Genomic DNA, 15532 nt, shown 5'->3' with positions numbered 1-15532 from the left:
TAGTTGGAGTCTGAACTTGAAAATAAATTTTTATCTGATTTTGAAAAAAATCAGAATATTGTGCATAAAATTTGTAGAATTTATACAACGAACTTAGATGCGCACAATGATTTATTTCAGGAAATAACTATCCAACTTTGGAAAAATTACAATAAGTTTAGAGGAGATTCTAAATTTAGTACTTGGATGTATAGAGTTGCTTTAAATACTGCTATTTCTTTGTATAGAAAATCTACAAGAAGTATTCAAACACAAGATATAAGTGAAATTGACTATAAGATACAATCTCAAGATTACGATGATACAGAAGAAGAACAGTTGAAACAGTTATATAAGGCTATTCATAAATTAAACGATATCGATAAGGCCTTGATATTTTTATATCTAGAAGACAAGCCTTACAAAGAAATTTCAAATACTCTGGGTATAAGTGAGGGAAATGCTAGAGTTAAAATGAACAGAGCAAAAGATAAATTAAAAAAAATATTGACCCCTTAACACTAAATGGACTCATTAGATAAATATAAAAAAGCTTGGATTGACCAACAAAGTGAAGAAACAAATAAAGTTTCTAAAGCTGATATCTATAAAATGTCAAAATCAAAATCTTCTTCTATTGTTAAATGGATTTTTATAATTGGTATTCTGGAGCTTTTATTTTGGACTAGCTTAAATTTTTATTTTATAGGAAACTCTCATATGAAGGTCTATGAGGCTCTTCATCTTAACACTTTTATTTACTCTAGTGTTTATATCCATTATATAATAATAATTATATTTTTAATTCTGTTTTACAAAAACTATAAATCAATTTCTATTTCAGATAATACTAGAACTCTCATACAAAAAATTCTGATTACCAGAAAAATAGTAAATTATTATGTATATTTTAATATAATATTTGCCATTACCTCTAACATTGTCATACTATTTTTATTTTTCATTAATACAGATTTATTATTAGAATACTATAAATCACAAGGTATGGAAGTTCCCTTAAACAAGGATGCTTTTTTAAATTTACTATTGGTTATTCTTTGTGTTACAATATTTATTATGTTTTTGTTGCTTTGGGGCTTCTATAGACTTATCTATGGTAGATTATTGAGTAAATTAAATAAAAATTATAAAGAACTCATTAAATTAGAGAATATTGAATAAGTTAAAACTTCTTTTTAATTGAACCAATATGCGCTTTCATCTTCTTTGACTATTTTTTAGTTTCTCTAATATCGAAATAATCGAACCATACCCCCTTTTTAATATACTTTCTCACATTACAGATATCAATATTTTTTTTCAAAATATAAATTATGATATTTAATAAAAAAATGACTCTTCATTTTATCATAAATAAGTGAGATTGTAATATATTGTTTATTTATTATTCCGACCTTTACTAATTAATTATAGTTTTTAATCTTTTATTTATTTAGTATTCTTATCCATCGTAGACTTGGAAGGTAAAAGAAAAACATTTTTGGGAATATTATCTCCCAATTCTTTTAACATTGTATCTAGCTCATAAATAGAACTTAGATCAATATCTAAACATACAGCTGTTCCATGTGTTTCAATATCAAATTCCCTTTGTTCTTTATGTGTTAATAGAATTCCTTTATTTCCACTAGAAATAAAAAATGAACCTCCTTTTTTACAAATTTCACTTGTCATATAGAGCCCATAACCAGAATTAGCCCATTCTCCTTTTGGTTTTCTTTTCTGTCCTGGATAAACTTTTCCTGATACACCTGGTTTAATACCCCATAATAAAGCTTCTAAATTATTTTCTAACGACAATTTAGGGTTATCAGAAAGTGACTTCTTGAGGCCTATACCATTATCCAACACAGCGAAAGTAACCTTCTCTTTGGTAGGTAAATACTGAGCACAAAAACTAAACTTTTCACTTCGACTGTGCTCAGTAATATTTCTTAATATTTCCCTCATAGAATATCTTAAAACATTGGTAACAATATTACTTTTATTTTGCGTAAGTATATTACTTATCCCTTCGGCATAATTATCTAATACAACTCCAGGATTAACATACGAATCTTTTGCCTCTTTTTTTATATCTTGAACTTTTAAAACTTGAATAGGACAATAAGTATCTGAACCTTTTGCCTCGCCAGGTTCATTACCAAAATCTAAACCAAAAGATTTAAAAAAACCCATATGGGCAGGGTATGTTAAATGTGAAAAATTTCTAGCATGAAAAGTAGATGAAAAATTGTTTTTTTTAAATATCTCTAATTCTTGGCTTACAAATAATAAAGAAAAGGGATCAATTATTTTTGTTTTATTAAAATCAAAAATGTAATTACTTTCTTTTCTAATGCTAGCAAAACTGTTTATGAAATCAATTGTTTTTTCAAAACTAAGATGTTGTGGAACTTCTATTATTTCATCGTTCATTTTTTATCAATGCTTAACTGTGTATATTAATACTTATACTTAGTTAACAAATATATTTTTATTTACCTAGCAGGAAGTACGGTTTTCCTTATTAAAGTTTCAGTAAATTAAAAATATAATTCTTAATAAGATTATGTTAGTCAATTATAAAGAATCCAAAGTAAAAACAATTGATTTACAATATCTGCAACAGCGATTTTACTGTTAACATAGCTCTTTCATAAAGGAAGAAAGTTTTAACAGCCTAGCATTTAAGTAAAACTTACATAGGTAGGAGAAACTCAATAGATATGTTTATTAACTTCTATACATCAATTAGGCTTAACTTACATTTTGAATTAGAGTTTATTAAAATGATTATTTATTCTTTAATTTTTTATGATAAAAAATTGGTGAAAAATGCTTTATGATGGCTTGTTTGAATATGAAATCTGCAATGAACATCACGAATAGAATATGAATAATTAACATTTGACTCCTATATATTAACCTGATTAGTTTATTTATTGCTTTAGTTTTGTAACACCATCATTTTCCTCTTGTCTAAATTAGACATATAACGATAATATTATGCTTGATTTATTAAAAAAACAAAAACAATGGAAAAATTAGAAGGTAAAGTTGCTGTTATTACTGGAGGAACAAGTGGTATTGGCTTAGCAACCGCACAAGAATTTATAAATAATGGTGCAAAAGTAGTTCTTTTTAGCAGAGGACAGAAAGCACTAAATTCAGCTCTAAAAGAATTAGGAGATAATAGTCACGCAGTAAAAGGTGACGTTACAAATCATTCTGATTTAGAAAGATTATTTTCAGAAACTAAATCTAAATTTGGTGGTGTTGATTGTTTATTCATTAATGTAGGAAAAGGAAAATTAGCTCCTGTAGCAGATACTAATGAAGCATTATTTGATGACATGATGAATGTCAATTTTAAAGGATCATATTTTACATTACAAAAAGGAATTAAAAGTTTAAATAAAAATGCTTCTGTAATTATAACTACATCTTATTTAAATGAAACTGGTTTTAGTGGAAGTAGTTTGTTAAGTGCTAGTAAAGCAGCATTGAGATCATTAGTTCGTGTTTCTTCTGCAGAACTTGCCAGTCAAGGAATACGTGTTAATGCAGTTAGTCCAGGACCAATTGGAACACCTTTTTGGGAAAAAATTGGTTTACCAGAAGATGTTCTTGCAGGAGCAACAGAAGCAATTACTGCTCAAACAGCATTAAAGCGTTTTGGTACTCCGGAGGAAGTAGCAAAAGCTGTATTATTTTTAGCTTCATATGATTCTTCTTATATCATTGGTGAAGAAATTGCAGTACATGGAGGAATTAACTCTATATAGTTAAGATTCTAAGCCTTATTTTAACAATTTAAAATAAGGCTTTTTATAAAAAAATATGAATATTTTTTCTAATAATTATAAAGACTACGACGATACTAAATTGGTAAAATTAGCTATAAATGGAGATAAAGAAGCATTGAATAGTTTAATTATTCGTCATCAACTTTTTGTATATAATCTAGCCCTTAAAATGGTTGGGAATATACAAGATGCTGAAGATTTAACACAAGAAGTCTTTATAAAAGTTATTACGGCGTTATCTAAATTTAATGGTAATAGTAAATTTACAACTTGGTTATACCGTATTAGTATTAATCATTTTATTAACAGTAAAAAGAAAAACTCTAAATTAAAGTTAATTAGTTTTGAGAATTATTTTAATTCTATTGATGCCATTCCTTCTCATGATTTAAATGACCAAGAAGAAGAAGAATTAAAGGATACAATAGAAGAGATTAGAATTAATTGTACTTCAGGTATGTTACTTTGTTTATCAAAAGAACAACGTATGATTTATATTTTAGGTGAAATGTTTGAAATTAATCATAATCTTGGTGCAGAGATTTTGGAGATTACACCAGGTAATTTTAGAATTAAATTAATGAGAGCTCGTAAAGAGTTATATAACTGGATGAACAAAAAATGTGGATTGGTTAATCTTAATAATCCATGTCGATGTTCAAAGAAAACAAGAGGTTATATAAAGGAAGGAAAAGTAGATCCTGAAAATTTAAATTTTAATACCAGATACAAATCTAGAATAAGTGAACTTTCAAAAAATAAAGCTATGGCATTCTCTAATACTGTAGATGAATTAAATAAAAAAGTATTTCAAAGTCACCCTATACAAAGACCTATTCAAGCATCAAAAATAGTTGATGAAATTCTGAATAACGACTTAATAAAATCTATTTTAAACTTATAAAAAAACCATTAAAAACGCTTAAAAACATCATTTTAATATGCTATAATGACTAGTATAGTAAAAGTTACAGGTTGACTAAATGAGCTATTATTTTAGATTTAAAACTAACATTTATAATTTCAAATGGTTTTAAACATAATCTTATTCCCCCCAATTGTAATTATATATTATTATGCTTAGAATTGTTCATTTTGGTTCTTATTCTTCTATTTTTATTAATTCGACTATTTCAATTAAAATTTTATAAAACAGTAACTAAACTTTGTTTTTGTAACTGTTACACAACTTATACTCTTATTATAATTAACCTAAAAAAATATAAAATACTTAACATATTAAGTTTATTTATTTTGTATATGTTTGTCCAACACACTATTTTAGTTTAATAGTAATAAGTATTAGCTAACGTTTTATTTCTTTTTTTATCTCCTCTTTAACTTCAAAAACCTTTTTTTCAATTTGATTATAGTAACTCATGATATAACTTCTATTTCCTTGTATTTTTACCAAATACAATAGAAATATTTTTTTATTTCTATTAGAAATTTTTAAGGGTAATTTAATTCCTGTAATTATATATTCATCATTAAAGTTAAAATTTGGTGCTAAACTCTTGTTTATTTCTTTAAAATAGTTTTCATGAAATTGCATTTCAGAATACTCTTCCTCTAATTTTCTTAATATTTGATAATCAAACTCATACAACGTAATTATTTTAAATCTTAAGCTATCATTTTTTATTAACTCCAATCCTCTTGACTTTAAAGTCTCGTATGCAGCAGTATTTTGAATTGATATAAAATCTCTTGTTATTGCATTATAATAAATTTTTAAAGAATCTTGACTCAAACTTTTATCATATAAAGCTTTCCTAAAATAGTTACAAGCTGAAATTCCGTATTTGTGACCAAGCTTATTTTGTTTTATATCTTCAAGGTCTTTTTCTAAGCCATTAAAAATTTCAATAAGAATTTTATTTTCAGAATTATCAGATTTTCTATTTTCATTCCAATTATTTAAAGAAAATGCAGCTATAACAGCAATAAATATTAAAAAAAATTCAAATCCAAATTTTCCCCAATTGTTTAATATTATTTTTTTTACCTTTTTTTTCAATACTAACTAATATTTAATGTATTATATCTTAAAATATAACGGTAGATAATGTTACACACATTCTTTCTATTCCTAATCATGTAACCTGTAAACTACTTTATGCCAAATAAATTATTTAAGTTATGGGAATAGCTCAGTTGTCACTTTTATGTGTCTTTATTTTTATAACATCCTACTTCTGATAAGCACGAAGTCTTCGTTTTCTCTATTCATTTTTTGTTGATACAACTCCTATTTTAATTAATACAAATTTTAGAAGAATAAACTCTCTAAATTAAATTTCAAATCTCAGGTTAACATTATAAAATCAATTCGGTAGAATTCATAAAAATGACTCAAACACCATTTACATTTCGACTACAAAATGCAACAATCTGTTCATTTTCATAATGTTATTTTAGCATTTCTACTCAAAATATTCAATACATTGAGTTAAAATCGACAAAGTAATATTTTACTCTCTCTTTAATTTAAATTTGAAATATCAAGTGAGCATTTGTCATATATTTTCAATTCTCAGTGTCTTATTTTGTAAATTAAAAGAAGACTTGATAAAATAAACAATTATATATTCTTCTTCTACAAATATAACTTTATTTTTAAACCTAAATACATTCTAAAACCAAGTTAAAGCACTATAATAAAGAAACTTAAAAAAAATAACTTCATCGTTTATTTAATTATTATGCAGTACATATTTTTTTTAAAATTTTATTAAAGTGATTCTCTTTTATTCTGATGCCTATTAAATAATCTATCGTTTTCATAAAATACCTGAACAAAAAGTAACTCCTTTTACTTAAAAATGACTAATGTGAGTTCGTTAATAAAAAACAATCTATTCCGAATTATATACTTCTAGTTAATGTATTTGATTTCTTTTATTAAAAAAAATAAAACCTATAACATTCCAAATATCTAACAAGCTTTCTTTATTGATTTATCTACCACATCACTAAGTAGACTTATCTCGATTAAACTTATTAGTTTTACTTAAAGTTATAAAATAGTATTAGTTATTTAAATCTATACGCTACTCAATCTTAAATTTTAACTTATTTTTGCTTCAATTATGATTACACAAGAACAATTAAAAGATATTTCTATAAGAGTTGAAAAACTTAGAGGTTATTTAGACATCGAGAAAAAATTGGTTGAAATTTCTAATGAAGAGGAAAAAACTGCAGATCCCGATTTTTGGAACCAACCAAAAGAAGCTGAAATATTGATGAAGTCACTTCGTTTAAAGAAAAAATGGGTTGAAGACTATAATGCTATTGTAGCTCTTAACGAAGATCTTCAAGTATTGTTTGATTTTTATAAAGAAGGAGATATTGAAGAAGAAGAATTGGTGAGTTATCACAGCAAAACAATTAATACTCTTGAAAATATAGAGTTTAGAAATATGCTTTCTGAGGAAGGAGATAATTTGAGTGCCGTTATACAAATTACTGCAGGAGCTGGAGGGACTGAAAGTTGTGATTGGACTGAAATGCTTATGCGCATGTATACCATGTGGGCTGAAAAACAAGGATATAAAATAAAAACATTAAACTATCAAGAAGGAGATGTTGCAGGAATTAAAACAGTAACTCTTGAACTGGAAGGAGATTATGCTTTTGGGTGGTTAAAAGGAGAAAATGGTGTTCATCGATTAGTCAGAATATCTCCATTTGACAGTAATGCAAAACGACATACTTCTTTTTCGTCAGTATATGTATATCCTGTAGCTGATAATTCAATAGAAATAGAAATTAATCCGTCAGATATCGAAATAACTACTGCAAGGTCAAGTGGTGCTGGTGGACAAAATGTTAATAAGGTAGAAACAAAAGTTCAACTTCACCATAAGCCTACCGGAATTCAAATTCAATGTTCTACATCTCGTTCTCAACATGACAATAGAGCCACAGCAATGCAGATGCTTAAATCACAACTATATGAAATTGAACTACAAAAAAGGTTAGCTGCACGTGCTGATATTGAAGCAAATAAACTTAAAAACGAGTGGGGTAGTCAAATACGAAACTATGTAATGCATCCATATAAGCTGGTAAAAGATGTAAGAACAGCCCACGAAACAGGTAATGTTGATGCCATTATGAATGGAGAAATTAATCCATTTTTGAAATCTTACCTAATGGCTATGGGGCAAAGAGAACAAGATTCGTAATCCTCTTTTTGAAGAGTTATAGTAGAAAAAATATTATCATGATAAAAATATATCACAACAATAGATGTAGTAAATCCCGTTCAGGAGTTGCCATTCTTGAAGATTCTGGAAAAGAATTCAAGATAATTAAATATTTAGATACCCCTCCATCATTCAGAGAACTAACGGAAATTATCAATTTACTTAATATCTCCCCTATTGAATTAGTAAGAAAAAATGAAAAAATATGGAAAGAGAATTTTAAAGGTAAGAAACTTTCAGAAAATGAAATTATAACTGCAATGGTAGAAAACCCTAAATTAATTGAACGACCAATCGTAATTAACGGAAATAAAGCTGTTATTGGAAGACCTCCTGAAAAAATTTCTACAGTATTATAGAAAACTCTCCGTTTGATTTTTTCAAATGTAAGACTTAATCAAAGACATTGTAGCTTCATTCATTTTATTCAAGCAAAGACATTTCGTCAAGTCTATAATAAAGGTCATTACTAAAAAAATTACCATATCTTAAGTGCATTAAATCCGAAGAAATAATAAAGTAATTAATGTTATTTTCTAAAAAGGATTGAATAGTTGAATAAACATACTACTTTTTTTAACAGTTTTTTATAACTAAAAAATTAGTTGTAAAAAATAGTGTTTGTAAATTGCGCTATAAATCAAATACTTAACACTATGAAGAAACTGTTTTTCATCATTTCTTTGATTGTTTTTGTTATACTAAAGTCACATTCGCAGAAACTAAAATCAAACGCTTTAATAAAAAATAAACTTACTGCAATCAAAATACCTGTTGACCCAAGTCTAAAAATTGGTAAGTTATCGAACGGACTCACCTATTACATCAAACAAAATTCGAAACCAAAAAATAAAGTTGAACTTCGTTTAATTGTGAATGCTGGGTCTATTTTAGAAGATGAAGATCAGTTAGGTTTGGCTCATTTTATGGAACATATGGCCTTTAACGGAACCAAAAACTTTAAAAAAAATGATTTAATAGATTATTTGCAGTCAATAGGAGTCAAATTTGGTGCTCATTTAAACGCTTATACTAGCTTTGATGAAACTGTTTATATTTTGCCAATTCCAAGTGATGAAAAGGCTAAATTAGAAAAAGGCTTCCAAATTATTGAAGATTGGGCACATGGTGCCCTGTTAACTGGAAAAGATATAGATGAAGAACGTGGTGTTATTTTAGAAGAATATCGTTCAAGAAGGGGTGCAGATAGTAGAATGCGTGAAAAGTATTTACCCATTGTTATGTATGGTTCTAAATATGCCGACCGTCTTCCTATTGGTACTGAAGAAAATATTAAAACCTTTAAACATGAAAGCTTAAGAAGATTTTACAAAGACTGGTATCGCCCAGATTTAATGGCTGTTGTTGCCGTTGGAGATGTTGACGTTGCTACCCTAGAACAAAAGGTAAAAGAGCATTTTGGACAAATAACAATGCCAAAGAACCCCAAAAAAAGAGAGGTTTCTCCTCTGAAAAATCATAAAGAAACCTTTATTGGAATTGAATCCGACAAAGAAGCTCCTTTTTCAAGAGTGCAGATAATGTATAAAGATTATGATAAAGCTGCTCCTATGATAACTATGGAAGACTATAGAAAATCTCTTATAAAGTCTCTATTTAGTCAAATGATAAACAATAGATTTGATGAGCTGAGAAATAGTGAGAATCCTCCTTTTATTTATGGTTTTAGCTTTCACGGACGAACATGGGCACGCGGTAAAAATGCATATCAATCAATTGCTGGAACTAGCGCCGATGGACAGTTAAAAGGCCTAATAACACTATTGGATGAGAATGAACGAGTAAAACGATACGGATTTCAGTTAGGTGAACTTCAAAGAGCAAAAAAGAACATTATAGCTAACATCGAAAAGGCTTTTAAAGATAAGGATAAAAGAGAATCAAAACGAATCGTTAATGAATACATCAATAACTTCCTAGAACAAGAACCAATACCAGGAATTGATTGGGAATATGAAATTCAAATGGGGTTATTACCCACTATTAAAATTGATGAGGTTAACAAGTTAATCAATAATTACCTGCATGATGACAATAGAGTTGTTGTTATTACAGGCCCAGAAAAAGTTGTTACCAAAGGTCAGGTTACAAAAGCATTAAATGATGTTAAAACAAAGGACCTTAAACCATATGAAGATAAAGTTATAGCTTCCAACTTAATAACAAACCCCATTACTTCAGGTTCTATTATTTCAACTGAGAAAAATAATAAATTAGGAATAACAACATTGACTCTAAGTAACGGTGCTAAGGTAATTTACAAAAAAACTAATTTTAAAAATGATGAAATTTTATTTGAAGCATTTAGCTTTGGGGGTACTTCTTTATATTCCGACAAGGATTTAAAAGCAACTACTTTTGCCAATCGAGGGCTTTTTGAAACGGGAATCAATACTTATTCTAAAAATGATTTATCTAAAATGATGTCTGGTAAAATTGTAAATGTTAGTCCTTACATAAGTGAATTAAGTGAAGGCTTCCGAGGAATGGTTACTCCAAAATATACTGAAGAATTATTCCAAATGGTATATTTATACTTTACCGCTTTAAATAAAGATGAAAAAGCTTTTAAATCATATATTAATAAGCAAAAAAGTTTCTTAGGGAACTTAATGGCTAACCCGAATTTTTATTTTCAAAAAGAAATGGGTGAGTTTATGAACAATGGAAATTCAAGATATTCTGGATTTCCTTCTCCAGAAGCATATGAACAAGCAGATTATAATCTTGCTTATACGAAATACCTAGAGCGTTTCGCCGACGCAGGAGATTTCAACTTTTACTTTGTAGGAAACATTGATGAAAAACAAATCAAAGAATTTTCAGAAAAGTACTTAGCTAGTTTACCTGGTAAAAACTCAAACGAAACATATAAAATTCATGATTTTAGACCCATTTCTGGAACTCACTCGAAAACTTTTGAAAAAGGTAAAGACCCTAAAAGTAATGTTAAAATTATCTACCAAGGAGAAACAAAATATAACGAAAAAGAAGCCTTAGCTTTTATGCTCTTAGGAGATGTAATTGGTATTAAATTAACGGAAAAACTTCGCGAAAAAGAAGGTGGTGTATATTCTTCTAGAACTCGTGGACGAATATCAAAATTACCTTATGGAAAATATAATATGACAATTTCTTTTCCTTGCGCTCCTGAAAATGTGGTAAAATTAAAAACAATATCTGTTAATCAAGTAGCGGATATTGTAAAAAATGGTCCCACTGCCGAAGATTTAATAAAGGCACAAAAAGGAATAATTAACGATCATAAAGAGAACTTAAAAAAGAATCGTTTTTGGTTATCAACTTTGAAAAATATTGATTATTTGAATAATGATAAATCAGATCCGTTTACGTTTGAAGATCGTGTGAATTCTTTAACAATTAAAGATCTACAAAAGGTAGCGAAAAAATATCTAGCAAACGGCTATATACTTGGAATATTAAATCCTGAGCAATAAAATAAATTAAAAACCGTCTAAATTTCTTTTTAGACGGTTTTGTTATTTTATTTAAGTATTAACAATAAATACTAAAAATTTTCAAATACAGTTAATCAAACACGTTTATTTCATAACCTTATAAAAATAAGTAATTACCTTATTTAATCCTTCTTCTAAACCTACCACAGGTTTCCAATCGTTTAATATTTTTTGTGCCAATGTAATATCAGGTTTACGCTGCATTGGATCATCTTCAGGTAGAGGTTTATAAATAATCTTAGAAGATGAATTTGTTAATCGAATAATTTCATTAGCCAATTGCGCAATTGAAAATTCCAAAGGATTTCCAATATTCAGTGGTCCAATTACATTTTCAGGTGTATTCATCATTCGAATCATTCCTTCTATTAAATCATCTACATACTGGAAACTTCTTGTCTGAGATCCATCACCGTAGATTGTTATATCTTCTCCTTTTAAAGCTTGAACAATAAAATTTGAAATAACTCTACCGTCATTAGTATTCATTCTTGTTCCATAGGTATTAAAAATTCTAATAATTTTAATACGAACATTATTTTGTTTATGATAATTTATAAAAAGTGATTCAGCACATCGTTTACCTTCATCATAACATGACCGCAACCCTATTGGGTTTACATGTCCCCAATAACTTTCAGGTTGTGGATGAACCTTTGGGTCTCCATAAACCTCACTTGTAGATGCTTGTAAAATTTTTGCATTTACTCTCTTTGCCAAACCTAACATATTAGTTGCACCAACAACAGAGGTCTTAATTGTTTTTATAGGATCATGTTGATAATGTATTGGTGATGCTGGACAAGCTAAGTTATATATATCATCTACCTCAGCGTAATAGGGCTCAGTAACATCATGACGAACTAATTCAAAAAATGGGTTATTCATCAAATGTAAAATATTTTTCTTACTACCTGTAAAATAGTTATCCAAACATATTACCTCATTTCCTTCATTTAATAGCCTTTCACAAAGGTGCGAACCAATAAAACCAGCTCCACCAGTAACTAATATTTTTTTCAACTTAGAATTATTTTTACCAAAAATAAGAACTTCATTGGAATCTATCAATTATCCCTATTTAAATATCTCATAAAGTAAATAAGATTAGGTGGCTTCATTTTTTTTAAAAAAATAATGAGGAAATTGCTTTTCAGGATCTCTTTTTAATATACGTATATAAAAAGTAGATTTTAAAAAAGCTATACCATAACCAAAAAATTGAATAAAAACCGCATATATGGACCAAAACCCCACTTTTAAACTCTTATTTAATAATGTAGAATGAATAAGTAAAACAAGTAAATAAGATAACAATGGTACAATAAACCAAATATTTTTTACCACAAAAGTCGCTAATACCGAACCTAAAGTAAAAAACACAAACATTGTAGGGAACCAAAAAGTAAGTTTCTTTGTTTTCGGATGCCAACTAGATAAAATTGGTCTAACCGTTCCGAACTTTTTTACCTGAGTATAAAACTTATCCCAAGAGATTCTTCTTTTGTGAAAAACATGAGCTTCGGGCAAAAATGCAGTTTTAAACCCCGCTTTCTCTATTCTCCTTGATAAATCTGGATCCTCTCCTGGATGAATTCTGGAAAAACCATTCGTTTTTACAAAAGCATCTTTTGAAATACCCATATTGAAACTTCGAGGTTCAAATTTTTGAACTCTGTTTCTTCCACCTCTAATGCCTCCAGTTGTAAAAAAAGAAGTCATCACATAATTAATTGCTTTTTGAAGTGTTGTAAAATTTTCGTGAGCCGCATCAGATCCTCCAAAACAATCTACATAAGATTCATTAAGAAAGGTTTCTAACGTTTCTAAATAATTGTTTGGTAAAATAACATCTGAATCTAAAATAATAAAATAATTACCAGAAGCTTTTCTCATTCCAAAGTTTCTTGAATCTCCGGGACCAGTATTAGGTTTATATAAATATTTTACATTTAAATCTTTGTATTTTTGAGTTATCTTTTCCGAAGTGTTTTGAGATCCATCTTCTACAATTATAACCTCATAATCGCCTTTGTAAGTTTGTTTTGTTAAGCTTTCTAATAATTCATCTATTTCTTTTGGTCTATTATAAACCGGTACTATAATAGATAACGATAATTTCATTCTTCTAATTTAAGGTTGCTTTTTTTCGAATTAGCAATTTTCGCTCTATCCCATCCCATAGATTTATTCGCTTTTCTAAAGATACTTTTGCATAATAAAAAACATCATCCCATTTCTGCTCATCATTACCACATAACTCTTCTATCATTTGAAGGGATAAAGGCCCGTGTTCATCTCCATCTAATTCGATATGTCTATTCAAATAATAAGTTAATTTGCTGTAATCAACATCATATTTCTTTTCTGTATTTTTTACTATTTCAAGAAACATATCTGGAATTAAATCTTCTCTTCCAAAAGTAAAACATGCTGCTATTATATGTGGTTGCTTAGTTTCAACGACTTCGAAAGTAAACGAAACAAATTCTTTAGTTTCTTTTTCTATATTTAAATATTTCATCGAAGACTCAATTTCACCAGAGTCTATTAAATTAGATATAAATGAGGCTATTTGTTTTGTATTTGCACCTGTTTGAAACATTGCATCTAAATACATTTCAAAATGACTCTTTGGCTCATTCAATTCATTTAAATCTGTTTCTTCACCCAAAACAATCTCATTTATAAACCTTGCTGTTTTAGGGTTAACAACTGGTATCCAAGGTAAAGTTGTACAGGTTAATGCTTGTTGTAAAGCCTTTAAAAGTGACATAAAATCCCATACTGCAAAAACATGTTCTTGCATAAACAGACGTACATCTTCAATATCATTCAACGATTTATACAAATGATGTTCTTTTAACTGAACTCTTAAAGTCGATAATTTCTTTTCTAATAATGTAATTTTACTCATTAATCAATCTTCTAATAATTATTTTTTGAAAATACACATAAAAATAAGTTATATTCTCTCAAGTATATCTGAAAAATAGTTAGTTCATAATTTTTTATCGTTATTTAGATACATTCAAATAAAAAAGCAAATCTACTGATTTGCTTTTTTATATATTTAACTTTTTGACTTAAAAATCTATTTCTCAATAAATTTCTCCATAACAGCATCACTTACTCCCATGTTAGAAAAACCTCCATCATGAAACAAGTTTTGCAAAGTAACTTTCTTTGTTAAGTCTGAAAATAAAGATATTGTGTAATCTGCACACTCCAAAGCTGTAGCATTTCCTAAAGGTGACATTTTTTCTGCATAAGATATAAATCCATCAAAACCTTTAACACCACTTCCTGCCGTTGTTGGTGTAGGAGACTGAGAAACTGTATTTACACGCACTTTATGATCTCTACCAAAAAAATACCCAAAACTTCTGGCAATAGATTCTAAATAAGCTTTATTATCAGCCATATCATTGTAATCTGGAAATACCCTCTGAGCTGCCATATAGGTTAAAGCCACAATACTTCCCCAATCATTCATTGCCTTTTTATTATATAATACATTCATTGTTTTGTGGAAGGATAAAGCTGAAACATCAAAACCTTTATTAGTGAAATCATATTTAGAATCCGTATAGTGACGTCCTTTACGAACATTTACCGACATCCCGATAGAATGTAAAACAAAATCTATTTTTCCTCCTAAAATTTCCATCGACTTTTCAACTAAATTAGATAAATCTTCAATTGAAGTAGCATCTGCAGGAATCACTTGCGATCCGGTTTTCTCAGCCAAATTATTGATTTCTCCCATTCGCATTGCTATTGGAGCATTTGTCAACACAAATTGAGCGCCTTCTTCATGAGCTCTCTCCGCAACTTTCCAAGCTATAGAATGCTCATTTAGTGCTCCAAAAATTATTCCTTTCTTTCCTTTTAATAAATTGTACATAATATCGTTGTCTTTTCTTTAGTTATTTGTAAAGGCAAATATAAACCTTTATAGATATAATAATATTCTTTATATATGGATACTAATTTCTTTTTGTAGCCAAAAGCTTACTTAAAAAAATCA

General features: G+C 28.2%; 13 protein-coding genes. 7 read left to right on the top strand and 6 right to left on the bottom strand.

Going from position 1 to position 15532, the window contains the following annotated elements; all coding sequences use genetic code 11:
- Window positions 1-3: 3 nt before the first annotated feature.
- Window positions 4-498: an RNA polymerase sigma factor gene (locus AC2GW8_RS00170; protein WP_440880782.1), complete on the top strand. Its 495-nt coding sequence runs from the start codon at window positions 4-6 to the stop codon at window positions 496-498.
- 6 nt (window positions 499-504) lie between these two features.
- Window positions 505-1161, top strand: a complete 657-nt coding sequence (locus AC2GW8_RS00165; protein WP_440880781.1) for a DUF8845 family protein — start codon at window positions 505-507, stop codon at window positions 1159-1161.
- Between the two features lie 267 nt (window positions 1162-1428).
- Here the strand turns inward: AC2GW8_RS00165 and AC2GW8_RS00160 are convergent, their stop codons facing one another.
- Window positions 1429-2418: a hypothetical protein gene (locus AC2GW8_RS00160; protein WP_440880780.1), complete on the bottom strand. Its 990-nt coding sequence runs from the start codon at window positions 2416-2418 to the stop codon at window positions 1429-1431.
- 599 nt (window positions 2419-3017) lie between these two features.
- Here AC2GW8_RS00160 and AC2GW8_RS00155 point away from each other — a divergent pair.
- Window positions 3018-3767: an SDR family oxidoreductase gene (locus AC2GW8_RS00155; protein ID WP_440880779.1), complete on the top strand. Its 750-nt coding sequence runs from the start codon at window positions 3018-3020 to the stop codon at window positions 3765-3767.
- A 55-nt stretch (window positions 3768-3822) separates the two neighbouring features.
- Entirely contained in the window at window positions 3823-4692 is an 870-nt protein-coding gene (locus AC2GW8_RS00150) for an RNA polymerase sigma factor (RefSeq protein ID WP_440880778.1), read from the top strand.
- 402 nt (window positions 4693-5094) lie between these two features.
- On the opposite strand, the gene AC2GW8_RS00145 is transcribed toward AC2GW8_RS00150, so the two are convergent.
- Complete coding sequence (locus tag AC2GW8_RS00145; protein WP_440880777.1) at window positions 5095-5808, bottom strand: DUF6090 family protein; 714 nt, start codon at window positions 5806-5808, stop codon at window positions 5095-5097.
- A gap of 1072 nt (window positions 5809-6880) precedes the next feature.
- On the opposite strand from AC2GW8_RS00145, the gene prfB reads away from it, so the two are divergent.
- The 3 genes from prfB to AC2GW8_RS00130 all read left to right on the top strand — a co-directional run bounded on the left by prfB (window position 6881) and on the right by AC2GW8_RS00130 (window position 11481).
- Entirely contained in the window at window positions 6881-7981 is a 1101-nt protein-coding gene (prfB, locus tag AC2GW8_RS00140) for a peptide chain release factor 2 (protein WP_440880776.1), read from the top strand.
- Between the two features lie 38 nt (window positions 7982-8019).
- Entirely contained in the window at window positions 8020-8361 is a 342-nt protein-coding gene (gene arsC / locus AC2GW8_RS00135) for an arsenate reductase (glutaredoxin) (RefSeq protein WP_440882225.1), read from the top strand.
- Between the two features lie 297 nt (window positions 8362-8658).
- Window positions 8659-11481: a M16 family metallopeptidase gene (locus tag AC2GW8_RS00130; protein ID WP_440880775.1), complete on the top strand. Its 2823-nt coding sequence runs from the start codon at window positions 8659-8661 to the stop codon at window positions 11479-11481.
- 105 nt (window positions 11482-11586) lie between these two features.
- Here the strand turns inward: AC2GW8_RS00130 and AC2GW8_RS00125 are convergent, their stop codons facing one another.
- From AC2GW8_RS00125 to AC2GW8_RS00110, 4 genes are all read right to left on the bottom strand, one after another.
- On the bottom strand, window positions 11587-12525 hold the full coding sequence (locus AC2GW8_RS00125) for a UDP-glucuronic acid decarboxylase family protein (RefSeq protein WP_440880774.1): 939 nt from the start codon (window positions 12523-12525) through the stop codon (window positions 11587-11589).
- 84 nt (window positions 12526-12609) lie between these two features.
- On the bottom strand, window positions 12610-13626 hold the full coding sequence (locus tag AC2GW8_RS00120; RefSeq protein WP_440880773.1) for a glycosyltransferase family 2 protein: 1017 nt from the start codon (window positions 13624-13626) through the stop codon (window positions 12610-12612).
- A gap of 4 nt (window positions 13627-13630) precedes the next feature.
- The gene (locus AC2GW8_RS00115) at window positions 13631-14419 is read right to left on the bottom strand and encodes a DUF3050 domain-containing protein (RefSeq protein WP_440880772.1); all 789 of its coding nucleotides are present in this window, start codon (window positions 14417-14419) and stop codon (window positions 13631-13633) included.
- Between the two features lie 177 nt (window positions 14420-14596).
- Window positions 14597-15409 carry an enoyl-ACP reductase FabI gene (locus AC2GW8_RS00110; RefSeq protein ID WP_440880771.1) on the bottom strand — a complete coding sequence of 271 codons (813 nt, stop codon included), beginning with the start codon at window positions 15407-15409 and terminating at the stop codon, window positions 14597-14599.
- Window positions 15410-15532 lie beyond the last annotated feature (123 nt).

The organism is Tenacibaculum profundi, assembly GCF_057162725.1.
Note: the sequence above shows the minus strand (reverse complement) of the source record. Positions and strands in the feature narration are given on the sequence as shown.

What these genes read in the sequence shown, in the direction of transcription:
- AC2GW8_RS00165 (WP_440880781.1), top strand. Translation starts at nt 505, where the DNA reads ATGGACTCATTAGATAAATATAAAAAAGCTTGGATTGACCAACAAAGT.
- AC2GW8_RS00160 (WP_440880780.1), bottom strand. Translation starts at nt 2,418, where the DNA reads ATGAACGATGAAATAATAGAAGTTCCACAACATCTTAGTTTTGAAAAA.
- AC2GW8_RS00155 (WP_440880779.1), top strand. Translation starts at nt 3,018, where the DNA reads ATGGAAAAATTAGAAGGTAAAGTTGCTGTTATTACTGGAGGAACAAGT.
- AC2GW8_RS00150 (WP_440880778.1), top strand. Translation starts at nt 3,823, where the DNA reads ATGAATATTTTTTCTAATAATTATAAAGACTACGACGATACTAAATTG.
- prfB (WP_440880776.1), top strand. Translation starts at nt 6,881, where the DNA reads ATGATTACACAAGAACAATTAAAAGATATTTCTATAAGAGTTGAAAAA.
- arsC (WP_440882225.1), top strand. Translation starts at nt 8,020, where the DNA reads ATGATAAAAATATATCACAACAATAGATGTAGTAAATCCCGTTCAGGA.
- AC2GW8_RS00130 (WP_440880775.1), top strand. Translation starts at nt 8,659, where the DNA reads ATGAAGAAACTGTTTTTCATCATTTCTTTGATTGTTTTTGTTATACTA.
- AC2GW8_RS00120 (WP_440880773.1), bottom strand. Translation starts at nt 13,626, where the DNA reads ATGAAATTATCGTTATCTATTATAGTACCGGTTTATAATAGACCAAAA.
- AC2GW8_RS00115 (WP_440880772.1), bottom strand. Translation starts at nt 14,419, where the DNA reads ATGAGTAAAATTACATTATTAGAAAAGAAATTATCGACTTTAAGAGTT.
- AC2GW8_RS00110 (WP_440880771.1), bottom strand. Translation starts at nt 15,409, where the DNA reads ATGTACAATTTATTAAAAGGAAAGAAAGGAATAATTTTTGGAGCACTA.